The organism is Dokdonella fugitiva (assembly GCF_014138265.1).
In the GTDB taxonomy this organism is placed as follows: domain Bacteria; phylum Pseudomonadota; class Gammaproteobacteria; order Xanthomonadales; family Rhodanobacteraceae; genus Dokdonella_A; species Dokdonella_A fugitiva_A.
Genome location: NZ_JACGXL010000001.1, coordinates 1 through 20,252, shown reverse-complemented (window position 1 = coordinate 20,252; position 20,252 = coordinate 1). Strand labels below are relative to the sequence as shown.

Annotated in this window: 16 protein-coding genes; 7 read left to right on the top strand and 9 right to left on the bottom strand. The window is 70.4% G+C overall.

The features are described 5' to 3' along the window. The first annotated feature begins 8 nt into the window (after nucleotides 1-8). Nucleotides 9-1,478: an MFS transporter gene (locus FHW12_RS00080; RefSeq protein ID WP_182528960.1), complete on the top strand. Its 1,470-nt coding sequence runs from the start codon at nucleotides 9-11 to the stop codon at nucleotides 1,476-1,478. A 282-nt stretch (nucleotides 1,479-1,760) separates the two neighbouring features. On the opposite strand, the gene FHW12_RS00075 is transcribed toward FHW12_RS00080, so the two are convergent. Together FHW12_RS00075 and pmbA are read right to left on the bottom strand one after the other, a co-directional pair. After that, a complete protein-coding gene (locus FHW12_RS00075; protein WP_182528959.1) occupies nucleotides 1,761-2,723 on the bottom strand; it encodes a hypothetical protein in 963 nt (320 codons plus the stop codon). 59 nt (nucleotides 2,724-2,782) lie between these two features. Continuing rightward, entirely contained in the window at nucleotides 2,783-4,138 is a 1,356-nt protein-coding gene (gene pmbA / locus FHW12_RS00070; protein WP_182528958.1) for a metalloprotease PmbA, read from the bottom strand. Between the two features lie 24 nt (nucleotides 4,139-4,162). Between pmbA and yjgA the strand changes: the two genes are divergently transcribed. Further along, on the top strand, nucleotides 4,163-4,705 hold the full coding sequence (yjgA, locus tag FHW12_RS00065; RefSeq protein ID WP_182528957.1) for a ribosome biogenesis factor YjgA: 543 nt from the start codon (nucleotides 4,163-4,165) through the stop codon (nucleotides 4,703-4,705). A 12-nt stretch (nucleotides 4,706-4,717) separates the two neighbouring features. On the opposite strand, the gene FHW12_RS00060 is transcribed toward yjgA, so the two are convergent. The 4 genes from FHW12_RS00060 to FHW12_RS00045 all read right to left on the bottom strand — a co-directional run bounded on the left by FHW12_RS00060 (nucleotide 4,718) and on the right by FHW12_RS00045 (nucleotide 12,940). Continuing rightward, complete coding sequence (locus FHW12_RS00060; RefSeq protein ID WP_310735100.1) at nucleotides 4,718-5,929, bottom strand: hypothetical protein; 1,212 nt, start codon at nucleotides 5,927-5,929, stop codon at nucleotides 4,718-4,720. Beyond that, nucleotides 5,926-7,368: a metalloprotease TldD gene (tldD, locus tag FHW12_RS00055; protein WP_182528956.1), complete on the bottom strand. Its 1,443-nt coding sequence runs from the start codon at nucleotides 7,366-7,368 to the stop codon at nucleotides 5,926-5,928. The genes FHW12_RS00060 and tldD overlap by 4 nt, the downstream gene beginning before the upstream one ends. 115 nt (nucleotides 7,369-7,483) lie before the next feature. Next, nucleotides 7,484-11,374 carry a YhdP family protein gene (locus tag FHW12_RS00050; protein WP_182528955.1) on the bottom strand — a complete coding sequence of 1,297 codons (3,891 nt, stop codon included), beginning with the start codon at nucleotides 11,372-11,374 and terminating at the stop codon, nucleotides 7,484-7,486. Nucleotides 11,375-11,392: 18 nt separating this feature from the next. Next, entirely contained in the window at nucleotides 11,393-12,940 is a 1,548-nt protein-coding gene (locus tag FHW12_RS00045) for an Rne/Rng family ribonuclease (protein WP_182528954.1), read from the bottom strand. 214 nt (nucleotides 12,941-13,154) lie between these two features. Between FHW12_RS00045 and FHW12_RS00040 the strand changes: the two genes are divergently transcribed. Together FHW12_RS00040 and FHW12_RS00035 are read left to right on the top strand one after the other, a co-directional pair. Next, nucleotides 13,155-15,497 carry a winged helix-turn-helix domain-containing protein gene (locus tag FHW12_RS00040; protein WP_182528953.1) on the top strand — a complete coding sequence of 781 codons (2,343 nt, stop codon included), beginning with the start codon at nucleotides 13,155-13,157 and terminating at the stop codon, nucleotides 15,495-15,497. 316 nt (nucleotides 15,498-15,813) lie between these two features. Beyond that, nucleotides 15,814-15,972: a hypothetical protein gene (locus tag FHW12_RS00035; RefSeq protein ID WP_182528952.1), complete on the top strand. Its 159-nt coding sequence runs from the start codon at nucleotides 15,814-15,816 to the stop codon at nucleotides 15,970-15,972. An 8-nt stretch (nucleotides 15,973-15,980) separates the two neighbouring features. Here FHW12_RS00035 and FHW12_RS00030 read toward each other — a convergent pair whose 3' ends face one another. The 3 genes from FHW12_RS00030 to FHW12_RS00020 all read right to left on the bottom strand — a co-directional run bounded on the left by FHW12_RS00030 (nucleotide 15,981) and on the right by FHW12_RS00020 (nucleotide 17,296). Beyond that, nucleotides 15,981-16,556 (bottom strand): Maf family protein, encoded by a 576-nt coding sequence (locus tag FHW12_RS00030; RefSeq protein ID WP_182528951.1) that lies wholly within the window; start codon nucleotides 16,554-16,556, stop codon nucleotides 15,981-15,983. 98 nt (nucleotides 16,557-16,654) lie between these two features. Continuing rightward, on the bottom strand, nucleotides 16,655-16,816 hold the full coding sequence (locus tag FHW12_RS00025; protein ID WP_182528950.1) for a hypothetical protein: 162 nt from the start codon (nucleotides 16,814-16,816) through the stop codon (nucleotides 16,655-16,657). Nucleotides 16,817-16,969: 153 nt separating this feature from the next. After that, nucleotides 16,970-17,296, bottom strand: a complete 327-nt coding sequence (locus tag FHW12_RS00020; protein ID WP_182528949.1) for a hypothetical protein — start codon at nucleotides 17,294-17,296, stop codon at nucleotides 16,970-16,972. On the opposite strand from FHW12_RS00020, the gene FHW12_RS00015 reads away from it, so the two are divergent. The 3 genes from FHW12_RS00015 to FHW12_RS00005 are packed head-to-tail and all read left to right on the top strand — an operon-like array spanning nucleotide 17,289 to nucleotide 20,111. Beyond that, nucleotides 17,289-18,149 (top strand): alpha/beta hydrolase, encoded by an 861-nt coding sequence (locus FHW12_RS00015; RefSeq protein ID WP_182528948.1) that lies wholly within the window; start codon nucleotides 17,289-17,291, stop codon nucleotides 18,147-18,149. The two genes, FHW12_RS00020 and FHW12_RS00015, sit on opposite strands and share 8 nt — an antisense overlap. Next, a complete protein-coding gene (locus tag FHW12_RS00010) occupies nucleotides 18,149-19,267 on the top strand; it encodes a peptidogalycan biosysnthesis protein (RefSeq protein ID WP_182528947.1) in 1,119 nt (372 codons plus the stop codon). Before FHW12_RS00015 ends, FHW12_RS00010 begins: the two co-directional genes overlap by 1 nt. Continuing rightward, nucleotides 19,245-20,111 (top strand): arginase family protein, encoded by an 867-nt coding sequence (locus FHW12_RS00005; protein WP_182528946.1) that lies wholly within the window; start codon nucleotides 19,245-19,247, stop codon nucleotides 20,109-20,111. Before FHW12_RS00010 ends, FHW12_RS00005 begins: the two co-directional genes overlap by 23 nt. Nucleotides 20,112-20,252: the final 141 nt, after the last annotated feature.

The following is a 20,252-nucleotide window of genomic DNA, read 5'->3' as shown; positions in this document are numbered from 1 at the left end:
CGTACTCCATGACGACGCGGCCGCGCTCGGGGTTCTGGCAGATCTGGAACATGTGCTTCGGCTTCGTCGGCATCCAGTTCGCGTTCGCGCTTCAGAACTCGAACATGAGCCGCATCTTCCAGACGCTCGGAGCGGGCGTGGACGACATTCCCGTGCTATGGATCGCGGCGCCGCTGACCGGCCTGATCGTTCAACCGATCGTCGGGCACTGTTCTGATCGCACCTGGAGCCGGTTCGGGCGTCGGCGCCCGTACTTCCTCGGCGGCGCGATCCTCGCCGCGATCGCCCTGTTCGCGATGCCCGACTCGCCCGCGCTATGGATAGCGGCGCTGCTGCTCTGGCTGCTCGACGGTTCGATCAACGTCTCGATGGGCCCGTTCCGCTCGTTCGTCGGCGACCAGCTGCCTGCGGATCAGCGTGCACTCGGCTACGCGATGCAGACCTTCTTCATCGCCGCGGGCTCGGTCGTGGCGAGCCTCGCACCCTGGCTGTTCGCTCGCTTCGGCGTCGCCAACACCGCGACCGCGGGCGCCCTTCCGGACACGGTCCGCTACTCGTTCCAGATCGGCGCATGCGTGCTGCTGTTGGCGATGGGCTGGAGCGTGCTGACGACGCGCGAGTACGCGCCCGCCACACTCGATGCGTTCGACGACGCCACGCCCCCCGGAGACGACCCGCCGATGGGAGCGGACGTGCATCGTCGTGCGCTGCTATGGCTCGCCGCCGGCGGCATCGCACTCGCGGCGACGTCATGGCTACGCTCGGACCGGCAGCTCTATCTGCTCGGCGGCGGAATGATCGCCTATGGATTCGTGCTGTGGATCGCATCGACCGGGCGTCGCGACAACGCATTCACCCATATCGTCGCCGACCTGCGCGCGATGCCAGAAACGATGCGACGCCTCGTCCCGGTCCAGTTCTTTTCCTGGTTCGCCCTGTTCGCGATGTGGATCTACACCACCGCGGCGGTCACGCAAGTCCAGTTCGGCACGACCGATCCCCTGTCCTCCCGCTACAACGAAGGCGCCAATTGGGTCGGCGTCCTGTTCGCGGCGTACAACGCCTTCGCGATCGTCGCGGCCGCGCTGATACCGCCGATGACGCGCCGATTCGGATTGCGCGCCAGTCACGTGTTCAACCTCTTCCTCGGCGGATGCGGGCTCGCCTCGTTCCTGGCCATTCGCGATCCGCGTTGGCTGTTGCTTTCGATGGCTGGCGTGGGATTCGCCTGGGCGTCGATCCTGTCGCTGCCCTACGCGCTGCTCGCCAACAGCGTGCCTACGCGCAAGATGGGCGTCTACATGGGCATCTTCAATTTGTCCATCGTCGTGCCGCAGTTGTTCGCCGCGAGCATCCTCGCGTTCCTGCTGCGCAGCCTGTTCGCGAACGCGGCCATCGACGCGCTGCTGCTCGGTGGCGTCGGCCTGCTGCTGGCCGGCGCGTGCATGCTGCGCGTCCCCGAGCCGGCATCGCGCTGACCGCTGTCGCGCGAGGAGCCTCGGCGATGTTCGCGTACGCGTCGCGCAGGTTGCCCGCGATCGTGATCTCCTCGACCGGGTAGTGGCTGATCAACGCGCAGGTACGGTCGTCGTTCGACCGCGCGGTCGGCGCCGCCGCTTCGGGCATGGTCGTGGAACCGCTCGCTGCCCGCGGTGTTTCGTTCTCGCTCGTGCACTCTCTCCGACGGGTGTGGCAACTCGTTCTGGGTACCGCCACGCGTCCTCGCACTGGCGCGGAAGTCATGCCTGGCGGGACAGCGCTCAATCCGACGCCATGCATGCATCCGGCTTCCAGCCCCGCCCGGACGCGAGGCGCGTCCCCTTGCCGATCGACACGCCGGCGACCGGTGCGTTCGCACGATCGCCGAGGATCGAGAGATGGCCGCGCGCGCGGTGCGGTTCGACATCGTCGACCTGGCCGAAGATGTCGGCGCCGGGAAACTGCGCGGGGTCGCCTTCCAGCCACATGCCGGCGAACACGCCGTCGGCGCTCCCCGCATCGATGGTGACGCGATACCGGCGCACGTTCGTGAGATAGGGGTTGCTCGTCGGCGCGGCGTCGATGCGCGCGTCGGCGAGCACCATCCGCAACGGGTCGGGATGGAGATAGCCACGCCAGTCGGGCGGCAGTTCGGGCAGGCCGCACAACGCGTCGTCGCGCTGGCGGCGACGCTGCAGGTAGTCGCGCAGTTCGAGCCGGGTCGTGCCGCCGAGCCCCTCGCCATCGAGCGTGGCGATGAACCCGACGAGCGAGCCCCGCGGAATCAGGAACACGTGGCTGCCCCAGCGGACGACGACGTATTCGAGGCGCGAGACGCCGTCCGGGCCGCCGGTACTCCGATCGAGGTCCACCACGAGCCGACCGCCACGCTCGCGGTAGCGCCCCGTGATGCCCTGGGACACGCCGGCATCGGCGAACTCGCGGTATCCAGCCCAGCCGTCGGCGGCGAGCGCGAGCTCGGCGCCGATCGTGCCGGTGCTGAAATCGTAGATGCCGGCCAGCGCGGCGGCCTTCGCCCCCGCTTCCGCTGCGGCGACCGCGTCGCGCCGGTCGAGGTACGCACATGACTGCTCGAACGCGCGCGGCTCGCCCGTCACGCAACGCGGCCGGGCCGGCACCGTGATCGTCTCGAGTTCATCGGCGGGCGGCTCCGCCGCGCCCACGCAGGTGGCGATCGACGCGAAGGCCGCGGCGAGGAACGCCATGTCCAGCCGATTCCGCATCCGCACCTCCTTGCGTTTCGATGCAACGACGCACGGACGCACGCCGGCGTCGCATCGCACTACTCGCCCGCGATCGTCATGCGCTCGAGCAGGATCGAGCCGGTCAGCACGTGCGAGCGCGGATCGACGTCGTGGCCGACCGCGACGACGTTCGCGTACATGTCGCGCAGGTTGCCCGCGATCGTGATCTCCTCGACCGGGTAAGCGATCTCGCCGTTCTCGACCCAGAACCCGCTCGCACCGCGCGAGTAGTCGCCGGTGATGAGCGACACGCCCTGCCCCATGAGCTCGGTCACGAGCAGCCCGGTGCCCATGCGCCGCAGCATCGCCGCGAGGTCGTCGGTGCCCGGCTGCACCACGATGTTCTGCACGCCGCCGGCATTGCCGGTCGACTTCAGGCCGAGCTTGCGCGCCGAATAGCTGCCGAGGATGTAGCGCGCGAGCACGCCGTCCCTGACGAGATCCGAGTCGCGCGTGGCGACGCCCTCGGAGTCGAACGCGGTGGAGCCGTGGCCGCGCGGGATGTGCGGCCGCTCGACGATCTGCATCCAGGCCGGGAAGACCGGCTTGCCGACGTGGTCGACGAGGAAGCTGGCGCGGCGGTACAGCGAGCCGCCGCTCACCGCGGAGAGGAAATGGCCGACGAAGCTGCGCGCGACCTCGGGCACGAACAGCACCGGGCACGCACGCGTCGACAGGCGCCGCGCGCCGAGGCGTGCGACCGTGCGTTCGGCCGCCTTGCGGCCGATCGATGCGGCGCTCGCGAAGTCGCTCGCGCGGCGCACGCTGTCGTACCAGTAGTCGCGCTGCATCCCCGACTCGTTCTCGGCGATCAGCGCGACCGACAGGGTATGGCTCGTGCCGCGCTCGGTGCCGACGAAGCCGAGCGTGTTCGCGTACGCGGTCAGCGACGCGCCGACCTGCACCGAAGCGCCGTCCGAATTGTCGATGCGCGGGTCGTACGCGCGACCGGCGTCCTCGATCTCGACGCCCAGGCGGATCGCCTCTTCTGGGGTGATGTCCCACGGATGCCAGAGGTCGAGTTCGGGGAACGTCGTCGCCAGCAGGGCCGGGTCGGCGAGGCCGTTGGCCGGATCCTCTTCGGTGTGGCGCGCGATCGCGCACGCGTGCTCGACCGTCTGCTCGATCGACTTCGGATCGAGGTCGGCGGTGTTGGCCGAACCCTTGCGCCTGCCGAAATAGACGGTCACCGAGACGCCGCGATCGCGCGTGCGCTCGACCGTCTCGACTTCGCCGAGGCGCACGCCGACGGCGAGGCCGAGGTCGATGCTCGCCGCGGCATCGGCCTCGCTGGCGCCCTTCGCCCGGGCGAGGCGGACCACGTCCTCGGCGATCGTCGCGAGGCGGTCGAGGTCGGCGGAGCTGGTATCTTTGTCGGTCACGATGGCATTCATTGCAGCATTATCCTGGAATTCCTGATGCACGACCCGCACGACGACGAATCGCCGGACGAGACACTGGAGCCGAGCCGCAGCCAGTTGCGCCGCGAGGCACTCGACATCCTCAAGCTCGCCGAGACGCTGGCGAACCTCAGCGAGGCCGAACTCGCCCGCGTGCCGCTCGACGACGACCTGCGCGAGGAAGTGCGACGCACGCGCGCGGTCACCTCGCACATCGCCCGCAAGCGCCAGAACCAGTTCCTCGCCAAGCAGATGCGCAAGCTCGACGAGGAATCGGTGGAGGCGATCCGCTACTCGCTCGGCGTCGACCGCGAGAAGGCGCACCGTGAAACCGCGGCGATGCACCGCCTGGAAACGTGGCGCGAACGCCTGCTCGCCGACGGTGACGACGCCCTCGCCGAATTCATCGCGCAGCACCCGTCCGCCGATCGCCAGCGCCTGCGCCAGCTCGTGCGCAACGCGCTCGCCGAACGCAAGGCGGACAAGCCGCCGCACGCGTATCGCGAACTGTTCCGCGTGCTGCGCGAGGCGAGCGAGCGCGACGTCGATGCCGCGGAATGACGCCCGCGCGGCCTAGCGTGCAGCTGCATACGGATTCGTGCCCGTCGCCGCGAGCGCGACCCACGCCGTCGCACCGAGATGCGGCAAGCGGAAGTAGTACGCGTCGGCCGCGAGTCCGGTCGTGATGCGCGGCTCGCGCGTCGCGTACGCGTAGCCGCCCGGCGCGAACTCGCGCGCGACGCACGACAGGTGCTTCCGCGCGGCCTGCGGGTCACCGCGCACGCGATAGGCGAGCGCAGCCTGCGCCGTGCCTTCGATCCAGATGCCGTCGCGGTCCGCATTGAAATCGAACCCGCAGTCGACGCCGTGCGCGCGCTGCGCATAGGCGAGCCCACGGCGCCAATCGTCGTCGGCACGCGGCACCAGCTGCGACCACAGCTGCACGTCGAGTGCGGACGACATGCGGTTCGCGCTGCCGTCGGGCAACGTGCCGATGCGGAAATATCCGCCGGGCGCGTCCCACTGCGCATCGAGGAAGCGGCGCGCGATGTCCGCCTGCGCGTCCCAGTGGCCGCCGGCGTCGAGCACGGCGAGTCGCGTGAACAGCGCGACGAGGTCGAGCGCGTGCTCGGTGGATTTCCAGTCGAGCGGTTCCGGCGAAGCGTCGAAGCCGTTCACGCCGCCACGGAAACCGCCGCCGCGCGCATCGGATTCGTTCGCGACGATCCAGCGGCCGAGCGTGCGCGCCGCGTCCAGCCATTTCGCCTCGTGCGTCGCGTCGTGCAATGCGAGCAACGCCAATGCCGCCCAGGCGACGTTGCCGGTCGCGGTGCCCGACTGGTAGCCGTCCTCGACCCAGCGCTGTTGCGCCGCGTCCCACCAGCCGTTGCGCAAGACCTTCGCGTCGACGACACCGGCGCGGTAGACGTTGCGCAGGCGCGTGTCGGTCGTCGCGGCCAGCCGCAACGCTTCACCGATGCGTGCGGCCTCGGGCAGCGCACCGCAGCCGGCGAGTGCGATCGTCGCGAGCGCCTCGTCGTAGACGAACGCGGCCGCCTTCAACGCAGGTTCCAGCGGTTCGCCGGCGCCGCTCGGGCCATCGTAGCTGCGCAAGAACAGGGGCGCGCTGCCCGGCACCGCGTCGACGCGGTCCTTCAGCGCCGCACAGCTCTTCGTCGCGAGCGCGGAATCGCCCCCCCCGCCCGCGTGCGCGAACGCCGCGATCGACGCCGACGCGAGGACGGCGAGCCAACGCGCGCCGCGCAGCGAACGCGCGAACGTCACGCCGCGGTGCCTCCGACGGTCATGCCGTCGATCCTCAGGGTCGGCTGGCCGACGCCGACGGGCACGCTCTGCCCATCCTTGCCGCAGACGCCGACGCCTTCATCGAGGCGGAGGTCGTTGCCGATCATCGACACGCGCTTGAGCACGTCCGCGCCGGAACCGATCAGGGTCGCTCCCTTGACCGGGCGCGTGACCTTGCCGTCTTCGATGAGGTAGGCCTCGCTCGCCGAGAAGGTGAACTTGCCGTTCGTGATGTCGACCTGGCCACCGCCGAAATTGACCGCGTAGAGGCCACGCTTGACCGACGCGATGATCTCCTGCGGATCGCGCTCGCCCGGCAGCATGTAGGTGTTCGTCATGCGCGGCATCGGCAGGTGCGCGAACGACTCGCGGCGGCCGTTGCCGGTCGAACGCATGCCCATCAGGCGCGCGTTGAGCTTGTCCTGCATGTAGCCCTTCATCACGCCGTTCTCGACCAGCACCGTGCAGTTCGTCGGCGTGCCTTCGTCGTCGATGCTGAGCGAGCCGCGGCGCCCGGCGAGCGTACCGTCGTCGACGACGGTGACGCCGTCGGCCGCGACTCTTTCGCCGAGCATGCCCGCGAACGCGGACGTTTCCTTGCGGTTGAAGTCGCCTTCGAAACCGTGGCCGATCGCTTCGTGCAACAGCACGCCGGGCCAGCCGGGGCCGAGCACGACCGGCATGTTGCCCGCCGGCGCAGGCACCGCGTCGAGGTTGACCAGCGCCGCGCGCACGGCCTCGCGCGCGAATGCATGGGCGCGACCGTTCTCGAGCAGCTCGGGGAAGGTATAGCGGCCGCCGCCGCCGCTGCTGCCCGACTCGCGCCGGCCGTTCGCTTCGGCGATCACCTGCACGTTCATGCGCACGAGCGGGCGCACGTCGGCGGCGAGCGTGCCGTCCGAATGCGCGATGAGCACGGTGTCGAGCGCGGCGGCGATGCTCACGATGACCTGCTTCACGCGCGGGTCGGCTGCGCGACAGGTCGCATCGACTTCGCGCAGCACGGCGATCTTCGCTTCGTTGGACAGGCTGTCGATCGGATCGACGGGTGCGTACAGGGCGCGCGAGGCGGCGATCGCGAGCGGCTTGCCGACGCCGTTCGCTCCGGCCTGCGCGATCGCGCGCGCCGAACCCGCGGCTTCGACGAGCGCCGGCAGCACGATCTCGTCGGAATAGGCGAAGCCGGCCTTCTCGCCCGACAGCGCACGCACGCCGACGCCTTGCTCGATCGAGTGCGAACCGTCCTTGACGATGCCGTCCTCGAGCACCCATGACTCGGAGCGCGAATGCTGGAAATACAGGTCGGCCGCATCGATCGACGGCCCCATGAGGCGCGCGAACACGCCGTCCAGATCGCGGGTGGCGAGCCCGCCCGGGCTCAGCAGTTGGCGTTCGGCGACGGCGATGAGATTGGACATGAGGGGGACCAGGCGCGGGAGGAAGGCGGCGCCGCGGCACGTGGGGCGCGGAACCAGCCGGGTAGATGGGGCCGCGCATGCTGGACCACAACCGGGCCCGATGCAACGCGGCGGGCTAGAACCGGCCGCCGCCGTCCTCGCCGGACGGCGTCACCTGCCACGGCGGCGCAGGCTCGTCCGGCGGCAGCGGCTCCGGCATCGGCGGCGTGTCGGCGCCCTTGCCTGCCTTGATGCGCGAAAGCTGCGTGATCTGCGGCTTGTCCCACGATCCCGACACCTTGTAGCGGCGGGCGACCGCCTTGCCGATCGGCTTGTTGAAGATCCCCTGTACGACGAGGCCGGCGGCCGCGCCGACCGGCCCCGCGGCGAGCGCACCGACGATCGGCAAGGTCGCGCCCGCGCGCGCGCGCACGTCCATGAGCTGGTCGTAGTCCTTCGTGCGCAGGCCGGTGCGGCCGCTGACGATGATCTCCGCGGCCGGGCTGTCGATCCGCAACCCGTCCGTGTACGCATTGCCGCCGGCGAGCCGGAACGTGCCCTTGATCGAATTGAAGCCGAGGCCGGACTGGAAGAAGTCGCTGAAATCGAGGCTCAAGCGCCGCGGGATCTCGGTCAGCGAGAACAAGCCGAAGATGCGGCCGGCTCCGGGCTCGACGTCGAGGATGCGCCCTTCGGCGACGTCGATCGCGAGCGTGCCGTCGAGCTTGGGCAGCGCGAACGCGGACGGTGGGCCGAACCAGCTCGCGTCGATCGTCGCCTTGGTGCTGCCGCCGTCGATGAGGCCGGAGAAACCGAGCGCATCCATCATGCGGCCGAGGTTCTGCGCGCTCAGCTGGATCGACATGCGCGAGCGGTTCTCGATCGCGCCGCCGGTCCAGTCGCCGCTCGCGATCATCGTCACGTTCGGCGAATGCGATTCGAGCGTGTCGATCTGCATGCCCCCGGCGATCGGATGGCTGTCGAACTGCGCACTGCCGAAACTCGCCTTGCCGAGCCGGAAATCCTCGACGCGCAGGTGCAGCGGCGGCAACGAGCCCGGCGCGACGTCGGCGAGCGCACCGGCGTCGGGCGCGTCGGCGGGCGCTTCGGGCCAGTGCACGCGCGCGAACGTCGCGGTGATGCCGTGCGCGGCGAGGTCGCCGCGCGGCACCTCGAGCGTGCCCGCGAGCGCGGCGCCGTCGATGCGGATCGTGGTCTTCGCCGGCGTGTTCTCGATCGCGAGTCCGGTATCGTCGAACTCGCGCCCGCCGAACACGAAATCGTCGGCGCGCACGTCGAGCGCGTTGACGATGTCGCCGCCGCCGCTGCCGCTCTCGACGAGGTCGAGCCACGAACCCGCATCGAGGCGCGCGACGCGCCCGCCGATCATGATGCCCTGCGCGGGCGGTGCGGCGACCGCGCCTTCGCCGAAATCGATGCGCGCGCCGAACGCGCGGCCGCCGCCCGGTGCACGGCCGCGCAACCCGGCGATCGCACCGAGGCGGGCGCTGAATTCCTGCCCTGCGTACGGCAGGCCGAGGTCGAGGTGGAACGGCACGCTCGCGTCGGCCGCCTTCGCGAGCGGCGGTGGCAACGCGATCGCGGTGCCGACGAGGTCGCTGTCGAGGCCGAGCGTCGCGCGCGCGTTGCCGTTCTCCGCGTGGTCGACGCCGACGCGCGCGGTCCATGCCGATTCGCCCTGCACGCTGCCGAGCATCGGCAACAGCACCGGTACGTCGGCGAACACGCTCGCGACCGGCCACGTGCCGCCGACGCTCGCCTCGAATACGTGGCGCGGATCGGCGACGTAGCCGCCGATCGCGACCGTGAGCTTGGCCTTGCGTTCACGGAACGTCGTGTCCAACGCGTCGGCGAGGAAGCCCTTCTGATTGAAGCGCAGCACGCCGCTGGCGTCGTTGAAATGCAGGCCGTAGGCGTTGTGGTCGATGCGCGCGCCGGCGAGTTCGACCTTGCCGTCGAGCGCGAGCGCCTCGACTTCCTTGATCGGCAGCTTCAGCGTGAAATCGACCACGCCGCGCCCACCGACCGCGACGTCCTTGAGCTGCTCCTGGTAGCGCTTGCCGATCGGCGTCGCGCGCAGGAACGCGAGCAGGCCCGGTCCTCCGCCCTCGCCCTTGGCCGCGAGGTCGAGCACGAGCGGACCGAAGTCCTCGATCGTCGCGCTCGCCTCGGTCACCTTGTTGCCCATCGACGTGACGGAATCGGCGTCGACGCGCATGCCGTCGTTGACGAAGGTCGCCGTGCCGTGGATGTGTTCGGCCGGCGGCCAGTTCTCGTGGTAGGCGAGCGTCGCGTCGTCGAGCGCGCCGACCGCGATGAAGCGCCCGGCGCGGTTGTGGAACGGCCAGTCGGCGAGATCGCCGTGGATCGCGACGCGTCCCTGCTCGATGCGGCCGCCGACGAGCGCGCGATCGAGCCAGGCCACTGCCTGCGGCGGCATCGTGTTGGTCGGCCAGAACAGCTTTGCCGCGACGACGTCGCCGTGCGAGGCGAGCGCGTACAAGTCGAGGCTCGGCCGCCGTCCTTCGGCGACGTCGATGCTGCCGCGCAGCTCGCCGCCGTAGCCTTCGCCTTCGAAGCCGACGCGATCGGTTTCGATGCGCCAGCCGTCCTCGGTGCGGCGCGCGACGACGTCGCCGCCGAACCGGCTGAACGCGAACGGCTTGCGGAACACGCGCGGGAAATTCACGCGCAACGCCTTGTCCGGCAGTTGCGCGAGCAGCGCAGCCTCGTCGCCGACGACGTCGACGTCGAGGTCCTCGATGCCGGGAATCGCATCGACGCTCGTCGCTTCGCCGCCGCGCAGGTTCGCGCTCACCGCATAAGCGTCGTCGTGCAGCGCGAACTCCGCCTGCTCGAGCGAGCCGCGCGGGTGCGCGAGATAGAGCCAGCGACGCAGTTCGCCCGGCACGCGCGCGGACAGCATCGCGAGGTTGCCGAGCGGTTCGAGCGCGACCGCGGCTACGCCGGCGCGCCAGTGCGGCGCCACGTCGTCGCCGCGGCGTTCGAGCGTGAGGCGCGCGGGCTTGCCGTCGAGCGCGGTCACGAAATCGGCGACGTCGAGCGTCCAGCCGTCCGCCTCGCGCATCCAGCGCGCGACCAGTGCGAGCCGGTCGAACGCGGCGCGCGGCTCGATCAGCGAGCCGTCGCCGATCGCCACCGGATCGCTCGCGGCGAACTGCGCGTCCTTGAGGTCGATGCGCGCGCGAACGTCGTCGATGCGACCGGCGGCGAGGCGCAACCAGACCTGCACGGCGCCGCGGCCGGCGAGTGGCCGCACGCCACCGGGCGACATCCCGGCCGCGAACGCGGGGAGGTCGAGGTCGCGACCGCCGACGTAGACGTCGCCCGAACGTTCGGCCGGATCGATGTCGGCGACGAGTTCGAGCGGCGGTGCCTCGCTGCCGGCGCTGCGCACGCGGCCGAGCACGCGCATGACCGAGCCGCGGTTCAGCACGCGCAGCACCGGTGCGGCGAACTGCAGGTGCAGGTCCTGCGCGGGATCGTCGATGCCGAGTTTCAGGCGCGTGATCTCGAGTGCGCCGAGCGCACCCATCGACACCGGCTCGTCGCGCGGCGACGATGCGCCGAGGTCGAAGTCGCGCAGCTTCCACTCGCCGCCTTCGTGCACGAGCCGGAGCTCGACGTCGGCGAGGCGGAATTCGGTGAACGCCTTGTTTCGCTGCACGGCGGCGAGCAGGTCGAACGCGAGTTCGGCATGCGGAATCAGCAGCGGCGCGCTACCCGTGCTGCCGGCGATGCGCACGTCATCGAGCGCGAGCAGCGGACCGCCGCCGACCCAGCGCCCGTCGAGGTGGCCGATCGTGACCGTACGGCCGAGGCGATCCGACAACCAGCGTTCGACCTGCTGCGGATGCTGCGTGAGCCATGGCATCGCGAGCTGCGTGATGCCGGCGAGCACGCCGAGCACGATCACGCACGTCGCCGCCACCGCCAGCAGCGCGAAGCGCAACCGGCGCAGGCACATCCGCAGGACCGTCGTCACACGACCTCCGCGAAGGTGCTACAGCAGCACGACATCGTACTGCTCCTGCGAATAATGCTCTTCGGGCTGGAAGCGGATCGTCTTGCCGATGAATTCCTCGAGCTCGGCGACGGCGACCGATTCCTCCTCGAGGATGCGGTTGACCACCTTCGGCGCGGCGAGCACGAGCAGTTGCTGCGCATCGAACTGGCGCACGGCACGGGTGATCTCGCGGAAGATCTCGTAGGTGATCGTCTCGGTGGTCTTCACGCTGCCGCGCCCCGAACACGCCGGGCACGGCTCGCACAGCTGTCGCTCCAGGCTCTCGGTGGTGCGCTTGCGCGTCATCTCGACGAGGCCGAGCGGGGACATGTCGTACACGGTCGCCTTGGCGTGGTCGCGCGCCATCGACTTCTGCAGCTGGCGCAGCACCTGGCGCTGGTGCTCCTCGTCGGTCATGTCGATGAAGTCGATGATGATGATGCCGCCGAGGTTGCGCAGGCGCAGCTGCCGCGCGGCCGCCTGCGCCGCCTCGAGGTTGTTGCGGAACACCGTCTCCTCGAGGTTGCGCGTGCCGAGGAAGCCGCCGGTGTTGACGTCGATGGTCGTCATCGCTTCGGTCTGGTCGACGATCAGGTAACCGCCCGACTTCAGCGGCACGTCCTTCTTGAGCGCGTTCTGGATCTCGTCCTCGACGCCGTACAGGTCGAAGATCGGTCGCTCGCCCGGGTAATGCTCCACCCGCTCGGCCAACTCGGGCATGAACTGCGAGACGAAGCGCTGCGCGCGCTCGAGCGTCTCGCGCGAATCGATGCGCACCTTCTCGATCGACGGCCGCATGAGGTCGCGCAACGCGCGCAGCGGCAGGCTGAGGTCCTCGTAGATGCGCTCGCCGACGCGCACGCGCGCCATCTGCTCCTGGATGTTCGTCCACAGCTTGCCGAGGTAGTCGATGTCCTCGGCGAGCGCCTCGCGCGACTGGCCCTCCGCATTCGTGCGCACGATGTAGCCGAGACGCGACGCGACTGGCGCGGCCGCCGCGGCTGGCGCGGCCGCCGCGGCCGGCGAAGCCGCCGCCGCAGGTTCGATCCCGATCGTCAACGCGGCCAGCATGTCCTTGAGGCGCTGGCGTTCGACTTCGTCCTCGATGCGCACCGACACGCCGAGCACCTTGCTGTACGGCAGCAGCACGAGGTAGCGCGACGGGATCGACAGGTGGGTGGTCAGGCGTGCGCCCTTCGTGCCGATCGGGTCCTTGACCACTTGCACGACGATGTCCTGGCCGTCGCGCACGAGTTCGGTGATCGGCGGCGAGGGAGCCGCGGCGCCCTCGCCGTTTTCGCCGGTGAGGGTCGCATGCGGGCGCACGATGTCCGAGGCGTGCAGGAACGCCGCGCGGTCGAGGCCGATCTCGACGAAGGCGGCCTGCATGCCAGGCATGACCCGGCTGACCTTGCCCTTGTAGATATTGCCGACGTAGCCGCGGCGGCTCGCCCGCTCGACGTGAACCTCCTGCAGCATGCCGTTCTCGACCAGGGCGACGCGCGTTTCCCGCGGGGTCACGTTGATCAGGATTTCTTCGGACATGTAAGGACTTGGAGGGGGAAATTGAAGCGACTTATAGCTTTACGGCGACCTTCTTGTCGAATGCGCCGGTCGCATGTCGAGCAATGTTTGCAAAGCTACCTTTCGGCGCGCCGTCAACGGTGGCCGGGATTGCGGCACGAGCCCGGCCGCCGGCGGCGCGGCGCGTCCATGTAGACTTGCGCGGCCTCGCCCTCCCCGCTTCCTGGTTGCACGTTTGCGTTACCGAACCGGCGACACCCTGATCGACCTCGACGCGCGCGAGATCCGGCGCGACGGCGTGCCGATCGAAGTCGAGGCGAAAGTGTTCGACCTCATCGCCCTGCTGCTGCGCGAACGCGGCCGCGCGCTCGACAAGCGCGAACTCAACACCGTGCTCTGGGGCGACCGACCGGTCACCGATGCCGCGCTGTCGCAGCAGTTGCGCAAGGCGCGACGCGCGCTCGGCGACGACGGCGACGCGCAACGCGTGATCCGCACCGTGCACGGGCGCGGGCTGCGCTGGGTCGGCGAGGTGGTCGAACTCGCCGACGACGCGTCCCCCGAGGGCGCGCCGACGGATGCCGCGCCCGCTGCGCAGGCGACGCCGCCTGCCCCACCCGCGCGCAGATCGCACGGCCACCTCGTCGCCTGGATCGCCGTGCTCGTGCTCGCCGGCCTGCTCGCCGGTGTGCTCACCTACCGCGGTGCCGGGACGCCACGCTCCGTCGGAGTCGCGGCATCGGGCACGCGCATTGCGATCCTGCCGATCGAGGACCGCAGCGGCGACGACGGCCTCGCCTGGACGCGCAACGGCCTCATGGGCCTCATGGCTGGCCTTTTCGGTGAGGACGGGCGCGTCGACGTGGTCGCGGCGAAGGACGTGCTCGCGAACGACGGGGCCACGCGCGCGCTCGATGCCGACGGCGCCGCCGCATTGCGCGCCGCGTTCGGCGCGACCCATCTCGTCGCGACGCGCCTGCGCCGGGTCGGCCCGCTTTACGAACTCGACGTGCGCCTCGTCGCCGCGGGCGCGGCCGACCGCAGCGAGACGCTGCACGGCAGCGCGCCGGCGCCGCTCGCGGTCGACGCGGTCGCGCAGGTGCGCCGCTGGCTCGATCTCTCGCCGCTGCCCGACGTGCGCCACACGGGGATCGGCAGTGCGTTCCTCGCCGAGGCCTATGCGCGCGGCCTCGACGCGCAACTGCACGGCGACACCGCGGGTGCTCGCAAGTACTTCGAGATCTGCCTCGACCAGGATCCCGGGCTCGCCTGGCCGCGCCTCGGCCTCGCGGTCGCGCAAGGCGCGGCTGGCGACGCGCAGGCGAGCGCCGACAACGCCGCGAAAGTCGCCGCTGCCGCGCGCGAACACGGCGACGAGGAATTGCTCGTCGCGGCCGAGCGCCAGCTCGGCTCGCTCGCGTTCCGTCGCGGCGACCTCGAGGCGGCCGCCCGCCATCTCGACGCGGCACTCGCCGACGTGTCGGAAAGCCGGCCGTACGTGCTCACCGACCTGCTCGTCGCACAAGCGTCGGTCGAGGACGAACGCGGCCGCTTCGACCACGCGCGCGCGCTGTTCGAACGCGCGCTCGTGCTCGCGCGCAAGACCGGCAACCGGCGCGGCGAAGCGCTCGTGCTCGTCAACCTCGCGGCGGTCGACAACGGTGCCGGCGATGCGGCCGCGGCGGCGGCGCGACTGCGCGAAGGCCTCGACGCCGCGCGGGCCGCGGGCGACGCGACGCTCGAAGGCAACACGCTCGCGAACCTCGGCGCGGCGGAGGCTAACCAGGGCCGCCTGCTCGATGCCGCGACGCTGTTGCAGCAGGCGCTCGCACTCGCGCGGCAGCGCGGCGACGTGCAGCTCGAGATGCTCGCGAGCCTGCAATTGCTCGGCGTGCTCGTGCCGTTCGGCCGCGACGGCGACATCGACCGCGTTGCGCGGCGCATCGGCGCCGCGGCAGAACGCCAGCACAACCCGTACTGGCGCGCCGAACTCGACTGGGCGTTGGGCCAGCGCTCCGCACGACGCGGCGACCACGCGGGTGCACTGCGATACTACGACGCGGCACGCGCGGTCTACGCCGAGGCCGGCATCACGCGCAGCCTAGCGCCCGTGCTCGCCGACATCGTCGATGCCGCCGCCGCGAGTGGCGACGCGAAGCGCGCACACGACGCCGCCGACGCGTTCCGCGCGATCGCCCGGGACGACGCGCGCGCATGGGCCGCGTGGTTGCCGCTCGTCGACGCGCAGTTGCGTTTCGTCGACGGCGACGCCGCCGGCGCGATCAAGAACCTCGCGGAACGGCTCGACCGGGCGCCCGCCGCGGCCGGCCCCGCCGCGCTGGCGAGCCTGTTCCAGCTCGGCCGCTGGCAGGTCGCCGCAGGCCAGTCGGACGACGTGCTTTCGCGAGAAGCGTGGAAGCCATGGCTCGAGCAACACCCGCAAGCGATCGCCCTGCGCATCGCCGCGTTGCGCGCCACGCACCGCGAAACCGAGGCCGACACCGAACAGGCACGCCTCGACCGGCTCCAGCACGCGCCGCAGTTCGACGTGCCGGACCTCGCTGTCGCGACGCCGTAGCCACCGTGCGACGACCAAGGCTGGCACTGCGATGCGCACGACCGCTACGCTATGAGCGAACGCGTCGGCAGGACGGCCGACGACACCGGCCGCGACCGGCCACACTCGATCCACGACGACGACCGATGGGCGCAGGGATTCCGCAGGCGGCCTCCTACCGATACTGCTTCGCCGATGTCGTGATCGAGCCGGAAGGCCGTCGCGTGTTCGTCGGCGCGCGCGAACGCGCGGCGTCGCGGCGCGCGTTCGACCTGCTGCTGACCTTGTGCGAAACCCCCGGCCGCGTGCTGTCGGCCGGCGCCACGTCGGCTACGGCATGCGCGAGGACGACGACGTCGGCGCCGCGCTGCTGATGGCGCTGCACGAGCACTTCGGCGATGCGTTCACGCCCGAACTCGAGCAGGCCTGGGCCACGGCATATGGCGACCCGGCCGAGGCGATGATCGCCGAAAGCGCCGTCGCGGGCCGTCGCTGAGCGTCGCCTCAGGCGCGCTCGAACCGGCGCAGCAACAGCGAGGTCTCGTGCAGCGGCAATCCCATGACCGCCGAATGGCTGCCGTCGAGGCGGCGGATGTAGGCGGCGGCATGGCCCTGGATGCCGTAGGCGCCGGCCTTGCCGAAGGCTTCGCCGGTCGCGACGTAGTCGGCGATGTCGGCCTCCGTGAGCGGCGCGAACTCGACCGTCGAGACGCTGAGCGCATGCTCCTCGCGGCCCGCGCTGATGCACCAGACCACGGACAGCACGCGATGGCTGCGTCCAGACAGGCGGCGCAGCATCGCCGTTGCATCGGCGGCGTCGACCGGCTTGCCGAACACATCGTCGTCGAGCACGACTTCGGTATCCGCGCCGATCACGACCGCGTCGTGCACGGCGGCGACCTGCATGAGGCCGGCGCCGGCCTTCTCGCGCGCGACGCGGCTGACGTAGTCCTCGGGTGTTTCGTCCGGTTCGCGGCGTTCGGGCACATCGACGTCGAGCACGTCGAATTCGCGGCCGATCTGCCGCAGCAGCTCGCGTCGGCGCGGCGATTGGGAGGCGAGGAAAAGGTGGATCGGCATGCGGGTCCGTTCGCTCGATGCCGTCGTCGACGGCGCGGGCGGACTATACCGGGTGCGGCGGCGATTGCGTCCGCGCGCGTGGCCGTAGCAACGGCGTTTCAGCCGACGATCGTCTCCGGCCGATCGCCGTCGCGGCGCGGCTCTTCCTTCTGCAGGCTCTGGAACGCTTCGCGCTGCATGCGCTCGAGCGTCTTCACGAAATCGGGCGAACTGGCATCGAGATGGTCGAGCCCGAGGCTCTTGAGGATGTCGTAGCTCATGGAGTCCCCCTGAGACTCGCCGGATGTTCCGAAATGGGTTCAGCAAGTTTCGTGCCGCGACTCGCGCACGACAAATGGGGGATGGCGGAAGGCGGCGTACGCCGTACCTGACGTGCTTCGCGCGAATCTGACATTCGTCGGGGCGGCTGCGCCTCAGCGCAACGCGACGCGGCGCTCGGGCTTGCAGTACGTGCTCGTGCAGGCACCGAGGCCGGGAATCGCCTTGGCGATGCAATCACCTTCCGCACGTGCCGCGACGAGTGCGCCGAGCAAGGGAAACAGCGCATGCAGGCTCGCGAACGATGTGTGGCAGAAGTGGGCGATGCGGCTCATGACGGGCTCGGAATCCGGCGTTGGATGATCCAAAGCAAAGGTCAGGCCAACTGCCGGCGGCGAAACCCGTGCGAAAGACGCCCGCGCGATGCTTCGTCGCATCGGCGCCCCGCGGGCGCTCGCGCCTTCGTCGAGCCAGATGATCAAGCCTTCCGAATTCCACCTTCGCGGCGGCCGCTCCGGCGTGCTGCTGATCCACGGGCTCACCGGCACCCCGACCGAAATGCGTTTCGTCGGCAACGGCCTGCACCGGGCCGGTTTCAGCGTGCTCGGCATGCAGCTCGCCGGCCACTGCGGCGACGCCGCCGACCTCCTCGCAACCAGCTGGCGCGACTGGTATGCGAGCGTCACCGCCGCGGCCGCGCGACTGCGCGAGGATGTCGACCACCTGTTCGTCGCAGGGCTGTCGATGGGCGCGATCCTCGCGCTCAAGCTCGCGATCGATCGTCCGCACGACGTCGATGGCCTCGGCCTGTACGGCACGACGTTCTTCCACGACGGCTGGGCGACCCCGCCGATCGGGCGGCTCGCGTTCCTGCTGCCGTTGCTGACGTCGCTCGGTTTCGGGCGCGACAAGGTTTCGGCCGAAGTCGAACCGTACGGCATCAAGGACGAACGCATCCGCAACCGCGTCGTCGGCGCGATGCTCGCCGGGGACAGCCAGGCGGCCGGCCTCGCGGGCTTCCCGTGGCCGTCGCTCGCCGAATTCCAGCGCCTCTCGCGCCACGTGCGCCACCGGCTCGGGCGCGTGCGCGCGCCGTGCTTCGTCGCCCACTCCTCCGACGACGACGTCGCGTCGTTGCGCAACGTGCGCGCGATCGAGCGCGGCGTCGGCGCACCGGTGGAAACGCTGCTGCTCGGTGACAGCTACCACATGGTCACGGTCGACCAGGAACGCGGCAAGCTGATCGAACGCTCGGCGGCATTCTTCCGGCGCATCGCCGAACAGCGCGCGCTTGAGCCGCCGCAGGGCGCGCGCCTCGCGACCGCGACCGAGTGATGGCGACGGCAACGGGCACGCCGGCCGCGGAATTCCGCAACCTGCTCGAACCACCCGCGCTGGTCGGCCACTTCCTCGCGCACCCGCCCGACGGATTCACCGCGCTTGCGACGCGCTCGGGCACGCCCGCGTTCGTCGCGCCGTTCGACCTCCTGACCACGGCCGACGACGAGTTGCGCAGGCGCGTGTCCGCATTGCCGCTGTACCGCTGGTGGGGCCGCCTGCTGCGACCGCGAACGTGCTTCGTCGGCACCACCGTGTCGGAATACGCGCTGTTCCCGTGCGGGGCGGATGCGACGGCACTCGTCGACGAATGGCTCGCCGAGCCCGCGGCACGACAGCCGTTCCTCATCGTCAAGGACATTCCGCAGGAATCGCCGCTGCTCGACCAGGCGAGCAACGCGCAGGCACGCGCGATCGCCGAGGCGTGCGAGCATGCCGGTTTCGTGCTGCTCGAAGGTCAGGCACTGGCCTGGGTGCCGATCGACTTCGAATCCGCCGACGACTATCTCGGGCGCCTGTCGCCATCGCGGCGCAAGGACATCCGGCGCAAGCTGCGCGCGCGCGCCGCGCTCGAGATCGAGGAGATCCCGACCGGCCCCGCGTTCGCCGACGCGCCGCTGCGCGAAGCCTGCTACGCGCTCTACCTCGAGGTGTACGCGCAGAGCGAGATCCATTTCGACCGGCTCAGCCGCGCGTTCTTCGATGCATTGCTGCAGGATGCCGGCAGCGGCGGCATCCTGTTCGCCTATCGCCACGCCGGGCGCATGATCGGCTGGAACCTCTGCTTCCAGGTCGGCGAGGCGCTCGTCGACAAGTACGTCGGCTTCTCCTATCCCGCCGCGCGCGAGCACAACCTCTACTTCGTGAGCTGGATGCACAACCTCGACTACGCACGCCGCCGCGACCTGTGCTGCTACGTCGCCGGCTGGACCGATCCGGAGATCAAGGCCTACCTCGGCGCGCGCTTCACGTTCACGCGGCACGCGGTACGCCCGCGCAGCCGCGTATTGCGCGCGGTGCTGCGCCGGGTCGCGTCGCGTTTCGAGAGCGACCGTGCCTGGGCCGACGCCAAAGCCGACGAAGGAGCCGCGCTTGGCCGCGCCGGTCGTCCTTGATTTCGACCGCTCGGTCGGCGCCCTGCCCGGCGCGACCGTGCTCGACCTCGCCGACCGGCAGGAGGCGATCCGCTTCGGCTGCTCGCTGCGCGCGCTGCGCGCGCTCGCCACGGAGCTCGACGCGCGCCTGCCGCGCGATCACGGCACGGTCTTCCTCGGCAGCGGCGACTACCACCACCTGAGCTGGCCATTGATCGAACGGCGCGCGACGCGCGGCCCGTTCGACGTCGTCGTGTTCGACAACCACCCGGACAACATGCGCTTCCCGTTCGGCGTGCACTGCGGCTCGTGGGTGCGCAAGGTCGCGCTGCTGCCGCACGTCGGCCACGTGCACGTGCTCGGCATCGGCTCGGCGGACGTATCGCGCACGCACGCATGGGAGAACTACCTCGCGCCGCTGCACCGGCGCAAGCTCAGCTACTGGACGATCGGCGTCGACACGCGCTGGGCTGCGCGCATCGGCCTCGCCCACGCGTTCCGCGCGTTCGACACGCGCGCGGCCCTGCTCGACCGTTTCGTCGAGGAGCAATGCGGGGCGAAACACGCGGTCTACCTCTCGATCGACAAGGACGTGCTCGATCCCGCGATCGCGCGCACGAACTGGGACCAGGGTCGCCTGCTCGACACCGACCTGTTCGCCGCGATCGACGCCTTGCGCGGCCGCCTGGTCGGCAGCGACGTCACCGGCGACGTCTCCGCCTACCGCTATGCGACGTGGTGGAAACGCAAGCTCAGCGCGCTCGACGAGCAACCGGAGATCGACCCTGCGCAGCTCGCCGCGTGGCAGGCGCAGCAGCACGCGCTGAACCTGCGCCTGCTCGAACGCATCGAGGCCGCGCGCTGAAACGCGGGGGCCGCCGTTTCGGGTAAAAAAAGAGGCCTCCCCGAAGGGAGGCCTCTGCGTTTCATCCCAGGATCGGGATCAGTTGGCGGTGCCGACGAGGAAGTTGTCCATCGTGGACCAGCTGCCGTCGGTCGGATCCGA

Excerpts from the sequence above, each read along its gene's own strand:
- FHW12_RS00030 (WP_182528951.1), bottom strand. The coding sequence starts at position 16,556 with ATGCCGATCCACCTTTTCCTCGCCTCCCAATCGCCGCGCCGACGCGAG.
- FHW12_RS00010 (WP_182528947.1), top strand. The coding sequence starts at position 18,149 with ATGGCGACGGCAACGGGCACGCCGGCCGCGGAATTCCGCAACCTGCTC.
- FHW12_RS00080 (WP_182528960.1), top strand. The coding sequence starts at position 9 with ATGACGACGCGGCCGCGCTCGGGGTTCTGGCAGATCTGGAACATGTGC.
- FHW12_RS00025 (WP_182528950.1), bottom strand. The coding sequence starts at position 16,816 with ATGAGCTACGACATCCTCAAGAGCCTCGGGCTCGACCATCTCGATGCC.
- yjgA (WP_182528957.1), top strand. The coding sequence starts at position 4,163 with ATGCACGACCCGCACGACGACGAATCGCCGGACGAGACACTGGAGCCG.
- FHW12_RS00015 (WP_182528948.1), top strand. The coding sequence starts at position 17,289 with ATGATCAAGCCTTCCGAATTCCACCTTCGCGGCGGCCGCTCCGGCGTG.
- tldD (WP_182528956.1), bottom strand. The coding sequence starts at position 7,368 with ATGTCCAATCTCATCGCCGTCGCCGAACGCCAACTGCTGAGCCCGGGC.
- FHW12_RS00075 (WP_182528959.1), bottom strand. The coding sequence starts at position 2,723 with ATGCGGAATCGGCTGGACATGGCGTTCCTCGCCGCGGCCTTCGCGTCG.
- pmbA (WP_182528958.1), bottom strand. The coding sequence starts at position 4,138 with ATGAATGCCATCGTGACCGACAAAGATACCAGCTCCGCCGACCTCGAC.
- FHW12_RS00035 (WP_182528952.1), top strand. The coding sequence starts at position 15,814 with ATGCGCGAGGACGACGACGTCGGCGCCGCGCTGCTGATGGCGCTGCAC.
- FHW12_RS00045 (WP_182528954.1), bottom strand. The coding sequence starts at position 12,940 with ATGTCCGAAGAAATCCTGATCAACGTGACCCCGCGGGAAACGCGCGTC.